Source organism: Streptomyces sp. NPDC098101, assembly GCF_044760185.1.
Classification (GTDB): Bacteria; Actinomycetota; Actinomycetes; order Streptomycetales; family Streptomycetaceae; genus Streptomyces.
In genome coordinates this window covers 379299-398805 of sequence record NZ_JBIWAS010000002.1, presented here as the reverse complement: position 1 = coordinate 398805, position 19507 = coordinate 379299, and the positions used below count along the sequence as shown (strand labels likewise).

Sequence of the window (19507 nt, the reverse complement as noted above, 5' to 3'; positions counted from 1 at the left end):
TCAGCCGCGGGGAGGGGCGCCGCAGAACTCGGCCTCCAGGACGGCGCCGCCGTCGCCCGTCCAGTCGGCGTTGAGGTTCAGGGCGAGGGAGTGCTCGCCGTCGCGGGTGACGCGGCCCTCGGTGGCGGAGCCGTGGATGCCGCCGGCGTGACCCCAGATCTCCTTGCCGCAGCTCAGCTTCTGCCACATGATCCCGAGCCCGTACCGGATCTGCGGGACCTCCGGGGAGACCTGGACGGTGGTGGTCAGCTCCCGCATCTCCGCCTTCGGCAGCAGCCGGCCCTTGAGGAGGGCGCGGTAGAAGGTCTGGAGGTCGTTCGAGTCGGAGATGATCTCGCCCGCCGCCCCGGCCATGGACGGGTTGAGCCGGGAGACGTCGTGGACGGGCGCGTCCGGGTCGGCGGAGAGCTTGGACCAGGCCGGGCTGCTGGGCCTCGGCATCGACGGGCGGGTGCCGGGGACGCTGGTGGCGCGGAGCTTCAGGGGCTTGATGATCCGGTTCTCGACGGCCTTTCCGTAGGGGCGGCCGGTGACCTTCTCGATGATCATGCCGGCGAGGACGTAGTTGGTGTTGGAGTAGCTCCAGCTCGTGCCGGGCGGGAAGTCGGCGGGGTGGGCCAGGGCGACGTCGACGAGCTCGCGCGGGGTCCAGGTGTCGTAGCGGTGCTCCAGGAAGCCGGGGCCGAAGACCTTCTCCTGGAAGGCGGGGTCGGAGGTGACGTCGTAGACGCCGCTGGTGTGGTTGAGCAGCTGGCGGACGGTGATCCGCCGGCCGTCGTGGCCGTTGCCCCGGACGACGCCGGGCAGCCACTTCTCGACCGGGTCGTCGAGGTCGATCCGGCGCTCGGCCTGGAGCTGGAGGAGGACGGTGGAGACGAAGGTCTTGGTGAGGGAGCCGACCCGGTAGCGGTCGTCGCCCCCGCGCTCGCCGGCGGTGCCGGTCCAGTTCCCCCGGCCGTCGCGGGCCTGCGCGACGGCCCCGGGCACGCCCGCGTCGACCTGGGCCCGGAGCGCCCGCTGCGTGGCCTCGTGGCCCCACTGCCGGGATTCGGGGGCCGCGAGGGCGGGGGTGGCGAGGGCGGTGGCGGTGAGGCCCGCCGCGAGGACGGCGGCGACGGCGGTGCGGACGGTACGGGTGGTGCGGACGGCTGACATGCGGGCTCCCCTGGACTCTGCGCGGCGCGCTCCGGGTGTACTGCGGTCGGCGGGCAGGACTCGGCGGGGTGCCGGGAGGGTTGAGCGGGTCGGGGACGGTTGAGCCGTTTTCAGCCGTTCGGCGGCAGGGCGGGGTCGAACGGCGCACCGAGCCGGGAACGGCCGGTCGGGGGCCGCTCGCGCCACAGGTCGAGGGCGATGTCGACGAGTTCGACGCGGGGCAGGCCGGGGACGGCGGAGAGCGGGTGCCAGGCCGCCAGGTCGGTGGAGCCTCCGGTCTCGTGGCGCAGTTCGCCGCCGGTGATCCGGGCCTCGTAGACGATCCGGATGCCGTGGAGGTCGCCGGGCCGCTCGAAGCGGCGCGGCCGGCCGCTCAGGCGGATGGAGTCGATGCCGAGGAGGGCGGTGGGTTCGGCGGTGTACCCGGTCTCCTCCTCGACCTCCCGGACCATCGTCCGGGCGGGCTCCTCGCCGTGGTCCATGCCGCCGCCCGGCAGGGTCCAGCGCCTGGTGCCGTCGCCCGCCACCCAGCGGGCGAGCAGCATCTCGTCGTCCCGGACGCACACGGCGTAGGCCGCCACCCTCAAGTGCCGCTTCATGGAACGAGGTTAGGGCCGGTGCGCGGGCGCGGGCGAGAAGGCCGAGAAACGACCAGGGGGGCGGGTCCCGGTGTCAGGGCGCGGGCGGGTTGGCCGGGGAGTACTCCGGGGGCGACCAGCGCAGGGGGCTGGCGCCGGGGGTCTCCACCACCCGGTCGGCGCGGAAGCGGACCACCCGGTCCTCCGGGCCGTACTCGGTGTGCGCCCGGCCGGTGAGCTGGAGGGTCGTGCCGGTCTCCCAGTCCGGGAGGAGCAGGCCCGCGCGGCCGTCCGCCTCCAGGTTGCCCAGGGTCAGGAACATCGCGTTGCCCGGGTAGTCCCGCCAGCTCAGCTCCCGGGGCCCGTCGACCCGGACGAAGCCGGGGTCGCCGCCCCGGTGGCTCGCGTCGACGCCGGCGGGGGCGGCGGTGGCCACGAAGAAGGTGTCCGCCGCACGGACGCGGGCCGCCTGGGCGGGGGTGAGCGCCTCGCCGTGATGCGGGGTGCCGGTCCCGGGGCCCGCGAGCTCGGAGTCGTACCGCTCTCTCCTCTGGAGGTACTTGGGGCAGTTGGAGAAGACCCGTTCCGCCTCGACGGTGAAGCCGCGGCGGCTGGGGCGGGCGGTGCCGTTGAGGCGCATACGGCGGCGGGTGCCGGGGTCGAGGGCGAGGGTGCCGACGGGGGTGCCGGCCGGGGTGATCGCCCCGGCGAGCGGGTCGCGGGCGGGGACGCCGCCGGCGACGGAGACGGTGGCCGGGCCGGTGGCGCGGACGAAGCCGGGCGCGCCGGTGAGCAGGCTCGCCCAGACGCGCCCGTCCGCGTCCGCCGCGCCGATCACCAGCATCGGCCGGGCCTCCAGGAAGGCGGCGGCGACCGGCCGGATGCCGGCGCCGATGGAGCGGCCCACGTGCTCGGCGAGGTCGCGGACGCCGACGCGCTCCTGCACGGCGAGCGATCCGGGGTGGTAGGCGCCCATGGGGTCCTCCGGGGTCCGTCCGGGCGGCCTCCGGAAGAAGCCGCGGGTGGGAGCGGTTCCCTCCTGAGCGGGCCACCTCGGCCAATCTAACTCTCTCCTGCGACTTTAAGGGTTAGACAGAGGGCGCGTCAACCGGTCACGTACTCTTGAGGGGTTAGTTCATCGAGGAGGACGCCCGCCCATGACCGCCATCGACCCCCGGCCGCTCACCGGCGAGCCCCTCTCCCTCGACCTGCTCAACACCCGCTGGGTCGAGGAGGGCGCCCGCCGGGACCTGCTCACCGGTGTCGAGGGGCTCGCCGTCTGGCTCGCCGCCAACGGCCTGGAGGGGCGGTTCGCCGCCGACGCCACCACTCTGCGCCACACTCTCGCCGCCCGGGACGCGCTCGCCGCGCTCGTCGACCGGCCCGGCGACCCCGACGCCACCGCCCGCGTCGACGCCGTCCTCGGCCACGGCCGCGTCCGGGCCACGCTCACCGCCGAAGGCCCCGGCGAGGAGGCCGAGTTCGCGGATCCGGCGTGGGGGCCGGGCTGGACCGCCGCCCGCGCCCACCTCGACCTGCTGCGCACCGCGCCCGACCGGATCCGGGCCTGCGCCCACGAGGCGTGCGTCCTGCACTTCTTCGACACCTCGCGCAACGGCACCCGCCGCTGGTGCTCGATGGCGGTCTGCGGCAACCGGGCCAAGGCCTCCCGGCACTACGCCCGCACCAAGGAGGCGTAACACCCCGGTTGGGACCGTTTCACCCCCCGTGGCGCATCGGGCACACTGGCGGGTTCATGCCACGAAGCACACCTCCTCCCCGTCAACTCTCCCCAAAACCCTGTCATTCGCGAAAGGCTGAGCGGTCATCCGGAACCGATATCCGGACCCTCTCCTTCACAGACAGGGATCTACATTGGCCACCCCCCAGACTCCGGGCTCCATAGCCCGGCCCTCGGCGCCCGGACGGAGACGGGCGGCCCGTCTCGCGGCCGCCACCGGTCTCGTCGCCGCGCTCGTCGCGACCGGCACCGTGCCCGCGTTCGCCTCCGCCGACCCGGGGACCACTCCCCCGGTCAAGGCCTCGGACTCCGCGGACAAGCTCGGCGCCGTCGACGCCCAGCGCCTCACCGAGGCCCAGGCGACCGGCGAGAAGAACGTCACCGTCCTCGTCGCCACCGCCCCCGGCGCCACCGAGCAGGTCGCCGCCCAGCTGGACGCCGTCGCCGGCGCCTCGGTCGGCAAGCAGCAGGACGCGCTCGGCTACGTCCGCGCCACCCTGCCGACCGCCAAGGCCGAGGCCGCCATCCGGGCCGCCACCGCGCTCTCCTCGGTCCAGGCCGTCGACCTCCAGGCGGAGATCCCGCTGGACGACCCGCGTCCGGACACGGGCGGCGCGACGGGCCCCGTCGAGGGCACCACCGTCAAGAAGACGTACCCGGCGCCCGGCAAGAAGACCCCGGCGAGGAACCCGTACAACCCCTCCCACGAGACGGGCGCGGTCGACTTCGTCGAGAGCCACCCCAAGGCCGACGGCCGCGGCGTGACCATCGGCATCCTGGACTCCGGCGTCGACCTCGGCCACCCGGCCCTGCAGAAGACCACCACCGGCGAGCGCAAGATCGTCGACTGGGTCACCGCCACGGACCCGCTGACCGAGGGCGACGCCACCTGGCAGCCGCAGATCACCGCGGTCTCCGGCCCCGTCTTCAGCGCCGCCACGCAGAGCTGGAAGGCCCCGGAGGGCTCGTACCGGTTCAGCCGCTTCACCGAGTCGATCACCGCGGGCGGCGACCCGGCCGGCGACATCAACCGGGACGGCGACACCACCGACGTCTTCGGCCTGCTGTACGACCCGGTCGCCGGGACCGTCCGCGTGGACACCGACCAGAACAACGACTTCACGGACAACGCGCCGATGAAGCCGTACAAGGACGGGTTCCAGATCGGGTACTTCGGTACCGACAACCCGGCCACCGAGGTCGTCGAGAAGACCCCGTTCGTCGTGGAGATCCGCAAGGACGTCCCGATGGACCCGGCCGGCGGCACCTGGGTCGGCAAGAAGCTCGACTTCGTCAACGTCGGCCTCGTCGAGTCCTCGCACGGCACCCACGTCGCCGGCATCACCGCCGCCCACGGGCTCTTCGGCGGCAGGATGAACGGCGCGGCGCCCGGCGCGAAGATCGTCTCCTCGCGCGCGTGCACCTGGACCGGCGGCTGCACCAACACCGCCCTCACCGAGGGCATGACGGACCTCGTCGTCAACCGCGGCGTCGACATCGTCAACATGTCGATCGGCGGCCTGCCGCAGCAGAACGACGGCGACAACGTCCGCGCCCGCCTCTACACCCGTCTGATCGACCAGTACGGCGTGCAGCTGGTCATCTCGGCCGGCAACTCGGGCCCCGGCATCAACACGATCGGCGACCCCGGCCTGGCCGACAAGGTCCTCTCGGTCGGCGCGGCCGTCTCCAAGGACACCTGGGCCGCCAACTACGGCTCGGCCGTCACCAAGAAGTACGCCATGTTCCCCTTCTCCTCGCGCGGCCCGCGCGAGGACGGCGGCTTCACCCCGACGATCACCGCCCCCGGCTCGGCCGTGAACACCATCCCGACCTGGCTGCCGGGCGCAGGCCTCGCCGAGTCGGGCTACGCGCTGCCCGCCGGCTACGGGATGCTCAACGGCACCTCGATGTCCTCGCCGCAGGCGGCGGGCGCGAGCGCGCTGCTGCTCTCGGCCGCCAAGCAGAAGGGCATCGCGCTCTCCCCGCTGACCCTGCGCACCGCGCTGACCTCCACCGCGCAGCGGATCCCCGGGGTCGCCGCGCACGAGCAGGGCGCCGGCCGCATCGACATCGAAGAGGCCTGGGAGTCCATCAAGGACGGCGCCACGGCCCACGACTACAAGGTGCAGGCCCCGGTCGACACCCTGATCTTCCCGGCCCCGCGCGCGGGCACCGGCGTCTACGACCGCGAGGGCGACCTCAAGGTCGGCCAGAAGCGGATCTACGACGTCACCCTCACCCGCACCAGCGGCCCGGACCGCCCGGTCCGGCACGACCTGGACCTCAAGTACAACGACGGCACCTTCCGCATCGTCGGTGACGACCGGATCTACCTGCCGCTGAACAAGCCGGTCACCGTCAAGCTCCAGGCCAAGGCCTCCACCGCAGGCGTGCACAGCGTCATCCTGGAGGCCGACGACGAGCGCACCGAGGGCGTCGACAAGCAGATCCTCGCCACCTCGGTCGTCGCGCACGACCTGGTCGCCCCGGGCTACAAGTACACCGCCCAGGGCTCCGTGCAGCGCAACAGCACCACGTCCTACTTCGTCACCGTGCCCCAGGGCGCCAAGACGCTGGAGGTGGCGCTGTCCGGTCTGAAGGCGAAGAGCCAGACCCGGTTCATCGCGATCCACCCGGTCGGCGTCCCGGTCGACCCGACCGCGACCACGGGCTGCTACCCGCACTACAACCCGGCCAACACCTGCCGCCCCGACCTGCGTTCGTACGCGAACCCGACGCCGGGCGTCTGGGAGGTCGAGGTCGAGGCCCGCCGCACGTCGCCGGACCTGGACAACCCGTACACCCTGGCCGTCTCGGCCCTCGGCGTCGACTTCGACCCGGCCGTCCAGACCGTCCCCGAGGCGAAGGTCGGCACCCCGGCCCCCGTCCAGTGGAAGGTCACCAACCGCTTCGCGGGCATCGAGGGCACCCTCAAGGGCGGCTCCCTCGGCTCGCAGAAGACCGAGACGCCGACCATCCTGCACAAGCAGAAGCACACCCGGACCGTCACCATCGGCGAGGGCGTCGAGCGGCTCGACATCGCGATCGGCAACACCTCCGACCGGGCCGCCGACCTCGACCTGACCGTGTCCTTCAACGGCAAGCAGGTCGCGCAGGCCGCCGACGGCGACTCGGAGGAGGCCGTCTCCCTGGTGAAGCCGGCCGCGGGCACGTACACCGTCGTGATCGACGGCTACTCGGTCCAGGCCGAGGGCGGCACCACGTACGACTACAAGGACGTGTACTACTCGTCCGCGCTCGGCACCGTGAAGGTCGACGGCTCGAAGCCGGCCGCCCTGCCCAACGGCGGGTCCGCCACGGTGACGGCCGAGGTCCTGGTCGCCGGCGCCGCTCCTGAGGGCCGCCAGTTCTTCGGCGAGGTCCAGCTGGTCAACGCCCGCGGCACCGTCGCGGGCGCCGGCAGCGTCCTGATCGGCGCGGTCACTCCGTAACACCGCACGACGAAGAAGGGGCGGGCGCCGGTTCCGGCGTCCGCCCCTTCCGCGTCTCCGTGCCGTCAGGCCCTGATGCCGCCGATGTTGATCTCGGGGCAGACCCGCTCGATGAACTCGCCGACCCGGTAACTGGACTTGCGGGCCGCCTCCTCGTCGCCGTGTCCCGGCTTCGCGTACCACGAGAGGAGCCGGTCGAAGTCCTCGGAGACGTCCTCCGGGGCCATCCGGCCGAGGTCTTCGATCACGTGCTGCCGGGTGTGGGAGTCGAGCTCCTCGGTCTTGCGCAGGTCCAGCGGAGCCGCCTCGTCGCAGAACCGCGCGCTCCGCGCGGACTTCTTGAACGCCTCCTCCTCCGAGTCCCGGGTGACCAGGAATCCGGTGGCGGTGAGCGCGAGGGCGGCCACCGCGGCACCCGCCGCGACGATGCTCCTCCTCATGGTCACGTCCCCGCCTTGATCGCGTTCAGATCGTGCTGGTCGTAGCGCGTCGGCCAGATCTCGATGCGCATACAGGAGTTGTTGTCCGAGTCGGTCGACTTGTACCGGTGACCGAGGTCCGCGGTGTGGCCGAACTCGTGGCAGCCGAGGCTCTTCCACTGAGACGCCGTCTTGGAGTACGACTGGTTCAACCGCACGCGGATGATGTCGCACGAGGTCCACAGGGCGTTCCAGTCGGTGCAGTCGGTGCGGCCGTGCCATCCCGTGTCGCCGTAGGTGGAGTCGTACACCTCGATGTCTCCGCCTCCCCACGAGGTCGTGATGACGCTGCGTTCCAGTTCGGCCTTGCCGTGGTTCATCGCGCTGGTGCCGTTGGACGTGAGGCTGAAGCCCTTCACGGCCTGGTTGCGGTTGTCGGGGTCGGTTCCGCTGTCGTCGTGGCCGGCCTGGGCGGCCGAGGGAACGGCCAGGACGAGGGCGGCCGTCACGGCGAGGAGCGCCATGACTCTGGGCGAAGAGGGCAGCACGGGAGGTCGCTTCCTGGGAGGAGGTGGGCCGGATCTGTCGTCGAGTGCCACGGGGCTCAGGTCGAGGACGGGTACGGAGTCGGCTCCGAACCGTCGTCGGTGGAGTCGTCGGGAATGGGCTCCTCGGTCTCCTCTCCGGGCGCGGGCGTGCTCGCCGCGTCACCGGTGACGACTTCGGGCTCCGCGTGCGGCTGGGGCAGGTCCGTCGGCGGCTTCTTCGTGTCGGTGAGGCGCTTGAGCTCGACTTCGAGGTCGAGCGCGTCCATCCAGATGGAGGAGGCGAAGGGGGACGTCGGATCGGCGGACAGTTCGAGCCGGCCGTTCTTGTCGAGCATCCGGCCCTGGTTGCTCACCAGGCGCCACCGGCCGGGGGCGTCGCTCGGCTTGAGGAAGTAGTAGCCCTTGTGGCCGATTTCGCTCCAGGTGACGTTCTCCACCTGGTAGCCGTTTCCGTCACCGTCCCAGCCCCATTCCTCCAGGACGATCGTCTGGGGCACCGTCGGAAAACGCTTGTAGGACGTCGTGACGGAAAGCGTGACATCACGCGCCTGATCCAGTCCGCCTTCGTCCGCGGAACCGATCGTCCGCCCCGGCTGGATTCCCACGACTTCCGCCTTGACGATGACACTGGAAGTCGAGGTTATTTCTGCAAGGTTCTTGAAGTCGAACACCTCGCGCCCGGAAACAATGCGTTCGGGCCGCTCGTCCCGGTGCGCCGAAGTGGCCTCCGCACCCACGTTCGCCCAGGCTGTGGCGCCGATTGCAGTCGCCGCGACCGCCAGTGCCACGGCGACTCTGCCCATTATGGGCATTTTCCTTCTACTCACCTGATACCCCCCACTCGAACTGCCGATGAAAATCTTGCTGAAATCGAGCAGGGGTAATCTAGGTCTCGGCTCCGCAGGGGTCAACGAGTTTTCAATCGAATGCCCACCGGCCGCTCCGTCCCGGTTTCCGGACCGGCCGGTTCCGATCGGTATTCGATGGTCATAAATTCACCCATTGGCCTCGCATTTCAGGCCGGCGGCCTCCGGCAGGGCGGATTCAAGCCATTTCCGGCCGTACTCCAGCTCGTCCCGCACCGGGCCGACGTCCTCTCCCTCCTCGCCCGGCGGGGGCGCCCCCTCCCGGAAGGTGAGCGCGGACTGTCCCGGAGAGGCCGGGACGAGGACGAGGACGCGGGTGCCCGGCCGGAAGTACGGCTCGCCGGCCTCCGTACCGGAACCGGCCGAGTCGAAGGTGAGCCGCCGCGGGCCGTCCGCCGGCTTGTACGTACGGTCCACCCGGAGCACCACCCGGAACTCCCCGGTCCCGGGCAGCGGCTCCACGCGGGTCACCGTCCCCTCCGCGACGTCCGTGGAGCAGGCGACGACGCCGGCGGGGGTGGGCTTCGCCTCGTCGCCGTCGGTGTCACCGCCGTGGGCCGCCAGGTAGGCACCGCCGACGCCGAGCGCCGCCACCGCCACCGAGGCGGCGAGCGTCCACGCGAGGAGCTGCCCCCGACGCGACCGGATCCGGGCGGGAGCGGGCGACGGGTCCTGACCGGGGGGAGCGGGCGGGGGGGCCTGGTCGGCCGGAGCGGGCCGGGGGTCCTGGCCCGCCAGGACCCGGCCGACGAGCGCGAGCTGTTCGCGCAGGACGGCCACGTCGGCCAGGGCCCTCGCGACCTCCGGATCGCTCGCCGCCCCCTCCGGCAGGGGCTCGTCCGACAGGGCCAGCATCAGGGGGTCCGCGTCCTCGTTCCTCACCCTCACACCTCCTCGTTCGTGTGGAGCCGCTCCCGCATCGCGCGCACGGCCGCGTGCAGTCGGCTCTTGACCGTTCCTTCGGGGACCCCGAGCTCCTCGGCGATCCTCGCCATCGGCAGGTCCGCGTAGAACCGCAGCACCAGGACCTGCCTCTGCTTGTACGACAGGCGTTCGAGGCCGTCGGCCACCGTGAGCGCCAGGACGCGCGCCTCCTCGCCGCCCACGCGGTCCGCGCTCCCCGGCCACATCGAGGTCAGTCGCTCGCCGAGCCGTTCCTCCCGGCGCCGCGCCCGGTGCCAGTCCACCGCGACGTTCGAGGCCACGACGGCGCACCAGGCCGCGACGGAACGCGGCGGGCCGGTCTTGGCCCTGGCTTCGAGCAGCCGCAGCCGCACCTGCTGCACCCCGTCCTGGAGCTCCGCGTGCGGCACCCCGCCCAGCGCCAGAATCGCGCGCACCCGGTCCACGAGCGCCGCGTCCATCAGCCCGTCGTCGTCCTCCGGGCCCCTCCTCCGTGCCGCCACCACGCCTCCTCCCCTGTCTGTGTCCCCCCTGTGACGCCGCGGCCGGTCGAAACGTTCGGTCGCCGTCCCGCTCCGTCCCGTCTGCTGGACAATGGATTGGACAAGGTCGCCGTGGTCGCCCGCATCATGGAAGGGCAGCACCCCGCCCATACGTCCCCAGAGCACGGAGGAGTCCCCGTGAAGGTCGGAATCGTCGGAGCCACCGGTCAGGTCGGCACAGTCATGCGCAGCATCCTGACCGAGCGCGCGTTCCCGCTCGACGAGCTGCGGCTCTTCGCCTCCGCCCGTTCCGCCGGGACCGTCGTGGACGGCATCACGGTCGAGGACGCCTCCACCGCCGACTACACCGGCCTGGACATCGTGCTCTTCTCCGCCGGCGGCGCCACCTCCAAGGCCCTCGCCGAGAAGGTCGCCTCCCAGGGCGCCGTCGTGATCGACAACTCCTCCGCCTGGCGCCGCGACCCCGAGGTCCCCCTCGTGGTCTCCGAGGTGAACCCGCACGCGGTCAAGGACCGCCCCAAGGGGATCATCGCCAACCCGAACTGCACCACGATGGCCGCGATGCCGGTCCTCAAGCCGCTCCACGAGGAGGCCGGTCTGGTCGCCCTCGTCGCCACCACCTACCAGGCCGTCTCCGGCTCGGGCGTGGCCGGCGTCGCCGAGCTGGACGGGCAGGTCAAGGCCGTCGCCGAGGGCGCCGCCGCGCTCGCCCACGACGGCGGGGCCGTCGAGTTCCCCGAGCCCGGCGTCTACAAGCGCCCGATCGCCTTCAACGTGCTGCCGCTCGCCGGTTCGATCGTCGACGACGGCTCCTTCGAGACCGACGAGGAGCAGAAGCTCCGCAACGAGTCCCGCAAGATCCTGGAGATCCCCGGCCTGAAGGTCTCCGGCACCTGCGTGCGCGTCCCGGTCTTCTCCGGCCACTCCCTCCAGGTCAACGCCCGCTTCGAGCGCCCGATCGGCGTCGAGCGCGCCCACGAGCTGCTCAAGGGCGCCGAGGGCGTCGAGCTGTCCGAGATCCCGACCCCCCTCCAGGCCGCCGGCAAGGACGCCTCCTACGTCGGCCGCATCCGCGTGGACGAGACCGTCGAGAACGGCCTCGCGCTCTTCGTCTCCAACGACAACCTGCGCAAGGGCGCGGCGCTGAACGCCGTGCAGATCGCGGAGCTGGTCGCGGCCGAGCTCAAGGGCTGACGACCCCGCGGGGCGCGTACGAGCGGAGGGGCGGTCTCCCTTTACGGGGAGCCGCCCCTCCGGCGCGTCCGGCCGTGCCAGAGTGCCCCCATGAACCGGATACCCGAGGGGGACGGCGTCCCGGTCCCCGCGCAGGCGCTCCACGTGGCGGTCGGCTGGCTGACCGGGCACGGGGTGCCCGACGCGGACGTGTCGGCGCTGCTCCTGGACGCCGCGGGGCGGGTGCGGGGCGACGCCGACCTGGTCTTCTACAACCACGCCGAGCACCCCTCGGGGGCCGTGCGGCACCTGGGCCGGTCGGCCCCCGGCGCGCCCGGCAGCCCGGCCGCGGACTGGCTGTGGCTGGACCTCGCGCGCGTGGAGCCGGACGTGGGGCGGATCGTGGTCGCCGCCTCCGCCGACGGGGGCGCCTTCGGACGGGTGCCCGGCCTCGACGTGCGGATCACGGACGCGGCCGGGACGCCCGTCGCGTACCGGGTGATCGGGGACGCGACGACGGAGACCGCCTTCGTCTTCGGCGAGTTCCACCGGTGGGGCGGCGGCTGGCGCTTCCGTACGGCCGTCCGGGGGTACGCCTCCGGGCTCGCCGGGCTCGCGACGGACTTCGGCATCGTGGTCGAGCCCCCGCCCCCGCCGATCCCGGGACCGGGGTACGTGCCTCCGGCGGCGCCCCCGGTGTACGCGCCTCCGGTGTACGCGCCGCCGGTGTACGCGTCTCCGGTGTACGCGCCGCCCGCCCCGGTGCGGGCGGCCCCCGCGCCCGTCCCCCGCGGCGTGGAGTTCCCGCCCGCCGTGTACCGGGGGCGCGGCAAGGAGACCGTGCACTGCGACCCGCACCTGCCGGGGGGCGGCTGGGTGCTCCTGGAGGTGGAGTCGTACCACTCGCTCCTCACCACGGTGGAGTCCTGCGACGCGTACGGGCGGGCCGAGGACTCCCTGCTCATGGCGTACGAGGACGACGTCCGGGCCCGGACCGTCGCCCTGGTCCCGCGCTCCCGCCCGCTGACCCTGCGGGTGGACGCCGACGCCCCCTGGACGCTGCGGGTCCTGCCGCTCTCCCACGCGCGCCGCTTCGACAGCCACGTCGAGGGGATCGCGCACGACCTCGTGGTCTACGACGGGCCGCCCGGGGTCCTCGACTTCCTGCACCAGGGGGAGGGCCGCTTCGCCGTGCACCGGCACGCCCCGCCGGAGGACCCGCTGCACGACGACGAGGAGCGGACCCAGCTGGTCGACGAGATCGGCGAGGTCCGGGCGAGCGCCCCCGTGGCGGGTCCCGGACTGCTGCGGATCAGCGGCGACGGGCCGTGGAAATGTGCCGTGCGTCGCTGAGCCGCCCCGTGGAAGGATGGGCCCCATCGTCATGAAACAGAGGAGTTGACCGGGTGCCTGGCACGAACCTGACCCGTGAAGAGGCTCGGCAGCGGGCGGCGCTGCTGACCGTGGACGCGTACGAGGTCGAACTCGACCTCTCCGGCGCGCAGGAGGGCGGCACCTACCGGTCCGTCACCACCGTCCGCTTCGATTCCGCCGAGGCCGGCGCCGAGAGCTTCATCGACCTCGTCGCCCCCGCCGTCCACGAGGCCGTCCTGAACGGGCACGCCCTGGACGTCGCCGCCGTCTTCCGCGACTCGCGGATCGCCCTGCCGCACCTGCGGGAGGGCCGCAACGAGCTCAAGGTCGTCGCCGACTGCGCGTACACCAACACCGGTGAGGGCCTGCACCGCTTCGTCGACCCGGTCGACGACCAGGCCTACCTCTACACCCAGTTCGAGGTGCCGGACGCGCGGCGCGTGTTCGCCTCCTTCGAGCAGCCCGACCTCAAGGCGACCTTCCAGTTCACCGTGAAGGCCCCGGCCGGGTGGAAGGTCATCTCGAACTCTCCGACCCCGGAGCCCGAGAACGACGTGTGGGTCTTCGAGCCCACGCCCCGGATCTCGACGTACATCACGGCCCTGATCGTCGGCCCGTACCACTCGGTGCACTCGACGTACGAGAAGGACGGGCAGACCGTCCCGCTCGGCATCTACTGCCGTCCGTCGCTGGCCGAGTTCCTGGACGCGGACCACATCTTCGACGTCACGCGCCAGGGCTTCGACTGGTTCCAGGAGAAGTTCGCCTACGACTACCCGTTCGCCAAGTACGACCAGCTGTTCGTGCCGGAGTTCAACGCGGGCGCGATGGAGAACGCGGGCGCGGTCACCATCCGCGACCAGTACGTCTTCCGCTCGAAGGTGACGGACGCGGCGTACGAGCGGCGGGCCGAGACCATCCTGCACGAGCTCGCCCACATGTGGTTCGGCGACCTCGTGACCATGGAGTGGTGGAACGACCTGTGGCTGAACGAGTCGTTCGCCACCTACACCTCGGTCGCCTGCCAGGCCGCCGTGCCCGGCACCCGCTGGCCGAACGCCTGGACCACCTTCGCCAACGCGGAGAAGACCTGGGCCTACCGCCAGGACCAGCTGCCCTCCACGCACCCGATCATGGCCGAGATCAACGACCTGGAGGACGTGCTCGTCAACTTCGACGGCATCACGTACGCCAAGGGCGCCTCGGTCCTCAAGCAGCTCGTCGCCTACGTCGGCCAGGACGAGTTCTTCAAGGGCGTGCAGGCGTACTTCAAGGCGCACGCCTTCGGCAACACGCGCCTGTCGGACCTGCTCGGCGCCCTGGAGAAGACCTCCGGCCGCGACCTGACGTCCTGGTCGAAGGCGTGGCTGGAGACGGCCGGCATCAACATCCTGCGCCCGGAGATCGAGACCGACGCCGACGGCGTCATCACCTCCTTCGCGGTCCTCCAGGAGGCCCCGGCGCTGCCCGCCGGCGCCAAGGGCGAGGCCGTCCTGCGGCCGCACCGGATCGCGATCGGCTTCTACGAGCTGGACGAGACCGGCCGCCTGGTCCGCACCGACCGCCTGGAGCTGGACATCGCGGCGTCCGGGCGGACCGAGGTGCCGCAGCTCGCCGGCAAGGGCCGCCCGGCCGTCGTCCTCCTGAACGACGACGACCTGTCGTACGCCAAGGTCCGGCTCGACGACGTGTCCCTGGCCAACGTCACCGAGCACCTGGGCGACTTCGCCGAGTCGCTGCCGCGCGCCCTGTGCTGGGCCTCGGCCTGGGACATGACCCGCGACGGCGAGCTGGCCACCCGCGACTACCTGGAGCTGGTGCTGTCGGGCATCGCCAAGGAGTCCGACATCGGCGTGGTGCAGTCGCTCCAGGGCCAGGTCAAGGCGGCCCTCGACCTGTACGCGGCGCCGCAGTGGCGCGAGACCGGGCTCTCCCGCTGGACCGAGGCGACGCTGGCGCACCTGCGCGCGGCCGAGCCGGCGAGCGACCACCAGCTGGCGTGGGCGCGCGCCTTCGCGGCGACCGCCCGCACCCCGCAGCAGCTCGACCTGCTCGCGGCCCTCCTGGAGGGGCGCGAGACGATCGAGGGCCTGGCGGTCGACACCGAGCTGCGCTGGGCGTTCGTGCAGCGGCTCGCGGCGACCGGGGACTACGACGAGGCGGAGATCGCGGCCGAGCTGGAGCGCGACCGCACGGCGGCGGGCGAGCGCCACGCGGCGACCGCGCGGGCGGCCCGTCCGACGGAGGAGGCCAAGGCCGAGGCCTGGGCGTCGGTCGTCGAGGACGACAAGCTGGCGAACGCCGTGCAGGAGGCCGTCATCGGCGGTTTCGTCCGGTCCGACCAGCGCGAGCTGCTCGCCCCGTACACCGCGAAGTACTTCGCGGCGATCAAGGGCGTCTCGGAGACCCGCAGCCACGAGATGATCCAGCAGATCGTGGTCGGCCTCTACCCGACGCTCCAGGTCTCGCAGGAGACCCTGGACGCGACGGACGCGTGGCTGGAGGAGCACCGGCCGGCTCCGGCGCTGCGGCGTCTGGTGACGGAGTGCCGCGCGGGCGTCGAGCGCGCCCTGAAGGCGCAGGCGGCGGACGCGGCGGCGGCGGTCTGAGACCGCCGGTAGGCCGTACGTGAGAAGGGGCGCCCTCCCCTGTGGGGCGCCCCTTTTCCGTGCCCTGCCGGGACGTCAGCCGCCGAGCTCGGTGAACCGGGCGCGCAGGTCGGCCGCGCCCCGCTCCGTCAGCGTGCCGTGGAGCCGCATCCGGGCGACGCCGCCGTCCGGGAAGGCGTCCAGGCGCACATGGGTGACGACGGCCCGGGCGGGCAGCTTGAAGCGGTGGAGGGTGTCGGGCTGGAGCCGGGTCCTGGGGATGATCTCGAACCACTCGCCGCTCTCGCCGTTGCGGCCCTGGAGGGCGATCCAGCCCGCCGAGTTGCCCTTGAGGTAGGCGGTGTCGATCTCGACGGCGCGGACGGCACCCTGGGCGGCGAGCCGGAAGCGGACCCAGTCGTGGGTGTCGCGGACCCGGCGGCGTCGGTTCTCCCAGCCGTCGTCCATCTTGCGGGAGGTGCCGGGCAGGATGATCTGGGTGGGCGAGGAGTAGAACCGGTCGGAGGCGTCCTCGTACGTGCCGCCGTTGAGTACGGAGACCAGGTCGAGGGTGCCGAGGAGCTCCAGCCACTCGGGGTCGGGCACGACCTCGCCGTGGACGCGGAGCCGGGCGACGCCGCCGTCGGGGTGCTGGCGGAGGCGGACGTGGGTGAAGCGGCGCCCGGCGTCGATCGCGAAGCCGTTGGCGGCGTGGCCCCGGACGGGGGTGGGCGGGACGAGCTCCTCCCACGTCGCGTCGAGGAGTTCGGCCGGGCTCGGGCTGCCCTCGACGGCGGTGGCCTGGACCGACACCTTCTGCGGGTAGTTGCCCCGGAAGTGGGCGGTGTCGACGACGATCCCCCGGACGACGCCGGGGGCGCCGAGGCGGACGATCGCCCAGTCGTGGTCCTCGGGGGCGGGGAAGACGTTCCCGGCGTCGGCGCCCCGGCGGCGGCGGGTCTCCCAGCCGTCCATGATCTTGCCCTTGTGGCCGAAGCGCTCGGGGTCGAAGACGGCGCGCTCGCGGACGAGGAGGTTCTCCCGCTCGGCGAAGAACTCGTCGTTGGCGGCGACGACCCCGGCGCCGAGGCGGCGGTCGGCGAGGTCGACCAGCTCGGTGAAGGGGAAGTCCCCGGTGCGGTAGTCGGCGTAGGGGTCTCCGCCGGAGTAGGGGGCGGCGTCGTTGGCGTGCGGGTCCTGGTTCTCGTCGAAGCTGCTCATGGACCGACCTTCCCGCGCCCGCCCCTTCCAGGTCCATCGAATGTTTTCGACGGTTCCTTTCAGTTCCGCTGAACGGTTTCCCGTTCGGCCGCGGCCTGCCGGAGCGCGGCCAGGACCCGGGCGACCGCCGGGCCCTCCTCCGCCCCGCCGCGCACCGCCGCGACGACGTGGCGGCGCGGCTGGTCGGCGGAGAGGACGCGCATGACGACCCCGGTGCCGCTCCGGCGTTCGGCGGAGGCCATGCGGGGCACCAGCGCGATCCCCATCCCGGCCTCGACCATGGCGAGGATCGCGGTCCAGCCCGAGGCGCTGTGGGCCTGCTCGGGCACGAAGCCGGCGGCCTCGCAGGCGGCGGTGGTGATCTCGGACCAGGGTCCGGACCCGCCGTAGATCCAGGGTTCGGCGGCGAGGTCGGCGAGCCGCAGGCCGGGCGCGCCGGCGAGCGGGTGCCCGGCGGGCAGGGCCACGTCGAGCGGGTCGGCGAGCAGCGGCACCCGGCTGAACTTGGGGTCGCGGGCGGAGGGCGCGTGGGCGGCGAGCGAGAGGGCGAGGTCGACCTCGCCGGCCGTGAGCAGTTCGTACGCCTCCGCCGCCTCGGCCTCCCGGACGCGGACGTCGAGCCGGGGGTGCGCGGTGCGCAGGCGGCGCACGGCGGGGACGACGAGCGCGGGCACGGAGGTGGAGAAGGCGGCCAGCCGGACCCGTCCCGCCTCGCCCCGGAGGTAGCCGTCGAGTTCGGCGTCGGCGCGCTCCAGCTGGGCGAAGACCGCCTCCGCGTGCCGCAGGACCAGGTGGGCGGCGTCGGTGAGGCGGACCCGGCGGCCCTGGGCCTCCAGGAGCCGGACGCCGAGCTGCTTGGCGAGGTTGGTGAGCTGCTGCGAGACGGCCGAGGGGGTCATGAGCAGGGCCTCCGCGGTCGCGGTGACGGTGCCGCGGTCGCGGAGGGTGCGGAGGATCCGGAGCTTCTTGATGTCCCACTCGGTCATGGGCGCAACCTATCGGGGCGCTTCGGAGGCCTCCGGCTCGGCCGGAGCCTCCCGCTCCCTCCGTTCGGGCGCGCTGAAGGTTTCGGCCGGGACCTCGGTCGGGGTAGCGGTCGGGACCTCGGTCGGGGTCGCGGGCTTGCGGGGGTTCAGCTGGCCCACCAGGGTGGCGCCGAGGGCGATCGCCATGCCGAGGAGCTGGACCGGGCCGAGCGCCTGGCCGAGGGCCGCCCAGCCGATGATCGCGGCGGTGACCGGTGAGAGGGGGCCGAGGAGGGTGACCGAGGAGGCGCTCAGCCGCTCGATGCCGCGGAACCAGAGGACGTACGAGATCGCGGTGTTGCCGAAGGCCAGGTAGGCGTAGCCGGCCAGGTTCGTGCCGGTCAGGGCCGGTGGGGCGCCCTCGACCAGGAGGGCGATCGGCAGGATGACCAGGCCGCCCGCGGTGAGCTGCCAGCCGGTGGCGGCGAGGGCGCCGACGCCCTCGGGGCGGCCCCAGCGCTTGGTGAGGACGACGCCCGCCGACATGGAGAGGGCGGAGAGCAGTCCGGCGACCACGCCGACGAGGTCGAGCGCGGCCCCGGCCTGGAGGACCACGAGGCTGACGCCGAAGGCGGCGGCGACGGCGGTGACCAGGGCCCGGACGGTGGGCCGGTCGCCCAGGAGGAGGGCGGCGAGGCCGACGACGAAGAGCGGGCCGACGGAGCCGACCACGGCGGCGACCCCGCCGGGGAGCCGGTAGGCGGCGAGGAAGAGCAGCGGGAAGAAGGCGCCGATGTTGAGGGCGCCGAGGACGGCGGCCTTCCCCCACCAGGCGCCCTTCGGGAGCGTGCGGGTGAGCGCCAGGAGCAGGAGTCCGGCGGGCAGGGCGCGCATCAGGCCGGTGAAGAGGGGCCGGTCGGGCGGCAGGAACTCGGTGGTGACGTAGTAGGTGGAGCCCCAGGAGATCGGGGCGAGGGCGGTCAGCGCGACGAACGCGGCCCTGCGGGACGTGGCGGTCGGGTGGGACATGCGGGTTCCCCCTGGAGACGAGTGCCGGTGCGCGGGGTGCGGAGACCCCGGTTTCGCTTGGCGTTGATTAACTTAGCACTAAGCTACTTACGCACAAGTGGCTTTCTTGCCGTCGAGTCGTACGGAAGGGGAGACTGGAACCCATGGACACGAAGACCCCCGGCCCGGGCCCCGCCCACGACGCCGTCGACGCCATCACCGACCAGTGGGCGGTCGTCCGGCCCGACCTGGACACGGTGCCGATGGCCGTCTTCGGCCGGATCTACCGGCTGGCGAACGCCATGCGCGGCCGGGTGGACAAGGCGTACTCGCCCTACGGCCTGGCGCTCGGGGAGTTCGACGTGCTCGCGACCCTGCGCAGGTCCGGGGAGCCGTACACGCTCTCGCCGCGCGAGCTGTCCGCCACCCTGATGATCACCACGGGGGGCATGACGGGCCGTCTCGACCGGCTGGAGAAGGCCGGGCTGCTCCGCCGCAGCCCCGACCCGAACGACCGGCGCGGGCTGCGGGTCACCCTCAGCGAGCGCGGCCGGGAGCTGGTGGACCTGGCGGTCGCGGACGGCCTCGCGGAGCAGCGGACGGCCCTGGAGTCGGCGCTCGACGCGGAGGAGACGGAACAGCTGGCCGGGCTGCTGCGCAAGCTGCTCGCGGCCACGGCCTGACGAAGGCGGAGGCGGAGGCGCGCGAAGGCGCCGCACGGTACCGACGTACCGTGCGGCGCCTTCGCCGGAGCCGGAGGAAGGGGGCGCGCCTCCTCGGAGTTACGCCTTCTTGGACTTGTCGAGCACCATCACCAGGCCGGCGATGACCAGGAACAGCACCAGCGGGGCGGCCACGAACAGGCCGAGGGTCTCGACGACCTCCAGCTTGGGGGCCGGGTCGTCACCGTCGTCGCGGGTGAGCGCGAGCGCGGGGGACGACATGAGCAGCATCATCAGCGTCGTACCGGCCGCGACGGCGCCGGCGCGCAGGGCGTTCTTCTTGTCCAC

General features: G+C 72.8%; 18 protein-coding genes. 6 read left to right on the top strand and 12 right to left on the bottom strand.

The annotated features are described in order from the left end of the window. The 3 genes from ACIQVI_RS08875 to ACIQVI_RS08865 form a co-directional block, all read right to left on the bottom strand. Complete coding sequence (locus tag ACIQVI_RS08875) at nt 1–1155, bottom strand: serine hydrolase domain-containing protein (protein ID WP_403592989.1); 1155 nt, start codon at nt 1153–1155, stop codon at nt 1–3. Nucleotides 1156–1265: 110 nt separating this feature from the next. After that, complete coding sequence (locus ACIQVI_RS08870; RefSeq protein WP_403592986.1) at nt 1266–1754, bottom strand: NUDIX hydrolase; 489 nt, start codon at nt 1752–1754, stop codon at nt 1266–1268. A 73-nt stretch (nt 1755–1827) separates the two neighbouring features. Then, nucleotides 1828–2709 (bottom strand): pyridoxamine 5'-phosphate oxidase family protein, encoded by an 882-nt coding sequence (locus ACIQVI_RS08865; RefSeq protein WP_403592983.1) that lies wholly within the window; start codon nt 2707–2709, stop codon nt 1828–1830. Between the two features lie 181 nt (nt 2710–2890). On the opposite strand from ACIQVI_RS08865, the gene ACIQVI_RS08860 reads away from it, so the two are divergent. Together ACIQVI_RS08860 and ACIQVI_RS08855 are read left to right on the top strand one after the other, a co-directional pair. Further along, the gene (locus tag ACIQVI_RS08860; protein WP_403592980.1) at nt 2891–3433 is read left to right on the top strand and encodes a CGNR zinc finger domain-containing protein; all 543 of its coding nucleotides are present in this window, start codon (nt 2891–2893) and stop codon (nt 3431–3433) included. A 175-nt stretch (nt 3434–3608) separates the two neighbouring features. Further along, nucleotides 3609–6929: a S8 family serine peptidase gene (locus ACIQVI_RS08855; RefSeq protein ID WP_403592977.1), complete on the top strand. Its 3321-nt coding sequence runs from the start codon at nt 3609–3611 to the stop codon at nt 6927–6929. Between the two features lie 65 nt (nt 6930–6994). On the opposite strand, the gene ACIQVI_RS08850 is transcribed toward ACIQVI_RS08855, so the two are convergent. The 5 genes from ACIQVI_RS08850 to ACIQVI_RS08830 all read right to left on the bottom strand — a co-directional run bounded on the left by ACIQVI_RS08850 (nt 6995) and on the right by ACIQVI_RS08830 (nt 10171). Next, a complete protein-coding gene (locus tag ACIQVI_RS08850; protein WP_403592974.1) occupies nt 6995–7369 on the bottom strand; it encodes a hypothetical protein in 375 nt (124 codons plus the stop codon). Between the two features lie 2 nt (nt 7370–7371). Beyond that, nucleotides 7372–7896: a hypothetical protein gene (locus tag ACIQVI_RS08845; protein WP_403592972.1), complete on the bottom strand. Its 525-nt coding sequence runs from the start codon at nt 7894–7896 to the stop codon at nt 7372–7374. Nucleotides 7897–7952: 56 nt separating this feature from the next. After that, complete coding sequence (locus ACIQVI_RS08840) at nt 7953–8684, bottom strand: hypothetical protein (RefSeq protein WP_403592969.1); 732 nt, start codon at nt 8682–8684, stop codon at nt 7953–7955. Between the two features lie 207 nt (nt 8685–8891). After that, nucleotides 8892–9644 carry a hypothetical protein gene (locus ACIQVI_RS08835; protein ID WP_403592967.1) on the bottom strand — a complete coding sequence of 251 codons (753 nt, stop codon included), beginning with the start codon at nt 9642–9644 and terminating at the stop codon, nt 8892–8894. A 2-nt stretch (nt 9645–9646) separates the two neighbouring features. Beyond that, nucleotides 9647–10171 (bottom strand): sigma-70 family RNA polymerase sigma factor, encoded by a 525-nt coding sequence (locus tag ACIQVI_RS08830; protein WP_403592964.1) that lies wholly within the window; start codon nt 10169–10171, stop codon nt 9647–9649. A 174-nt stretch (nt 10172–10345) separates the two neighbouring features. Here ACIQVI_RS08830 and ACIQVI_RS08825 point away from each other — a divergent pair, with 174 nt between their 5' ends. The 3 genes from ACIQVI_RS08825 to pepN all read left to right on the top strand — a co-directional run bounded on the left by ACIQVI_RS08825 (nt 10346) and on the right by pepN (nt 15324). Continuing rightward, the gene (locus ACIQVI_RS08825; RefSeq protein WP_403592961.1) at nt 10346–11362 is read left to right on the top strand and encodes an aspartate-semialdehyde dehydrogenase; all 1017 of its coding nucleotides are present in this window, start codon (nt 10346–10348) and stop codon (nt 11360–11362) included. A gap of 90 nt (nt 11363–11452) precedes the next feature. Further along, nucleotides 11453–12694, top strand: a complete 1242-nt coding sequence (locus ACIQVI_RS08820) for a TerD family protein (RefSeq protein WP_403592958.1) — start codon at nt 11453–11455, stop codon at nt 12692–12694. 53 nt (nt 12695–12747) lie between these two features. Next, complete coding sequence (pepN, locus tag ACIQVI_RS08815; protein WP_351973441.1) at nt 12748–15324, top strand: aminopeptidase N; 2577 nt, start codon at nt 12748–12750, stop codon at nt 15322–15324. A gap of 75 nt (nt 15325–15399) precedes the next feature. On the opposite strand, the gene alc is transcribed toward pepN, so the two are convergent. The 3 genes from alc to ACIQVI_RS08800 are packed head-to-tail and all read right to left on the bottom strand — an operon-like array spanning nt 15400 to nt 18518. Beyond that, nucleotides 15400–16524 (bottom strand): allantoicase, encoded by a 1125-nt coding sequence (gene alc / locus ACIQVI_RS08810; RefSeq protein ID WP_403592955.1) that lies wholly within the window; start codon nt 16522–16524, stop codon nt 15400–15402. A 59-nt stretch (nt 16525–16583) separates the two neighbouring features. Further along, nucleotides 16584–17510 (bottom strand): LysR family transcriptional regulator, encoded by a 927-nt coding sequence (locus tag ACIQVI_RS08805; RefSeq protein WP_403592952.1) that lies wholly within the window; start codon nt 17508–17510, stop codon nt 16584–16586. 9 nt (nt 17511–17519) lie between these two features. After that, complete coding sequence (locus ACIQVI_RS08800; RefSeq protein WP_403592949.1) at nt 17520–18518, bottom strand: EamA family transporter; 999 nt, start codon at nt 18516–18518, stop codon at nt 17520–17522. A 143-nt stretch (nt 18519–18661) separates the two neighbouring features. On the opposite strand from ACIQVI_RS08800, the gene ACIQVI_RS08795 reads away from it, so the two are divergent. Beyond that, on the top strand, nt 18662–19180 hold the full coding sequence (locus ACIQVI_RS08795; RefSeq protein WP_351973445.1) for a MarR family transcriptional regulator: 519 nt from the start codon (nt 18662–18664) through the stop codon (nt 19178–19180). A gap of 99 nt (nt 19181–19279) precedes the next feature. Here the strand turns inward: ACIQVI_RS08795 and ACIQVI_RS08790 are convergent, their stop codons facing one another. Next, entirely contained in the window at nt 19280–19507 is a 228-nt protein-coding gene (locus tag ACIQVI_RS08790; protein ID WP_121831297.1) for a hypothetical protein, read from the bottom strand.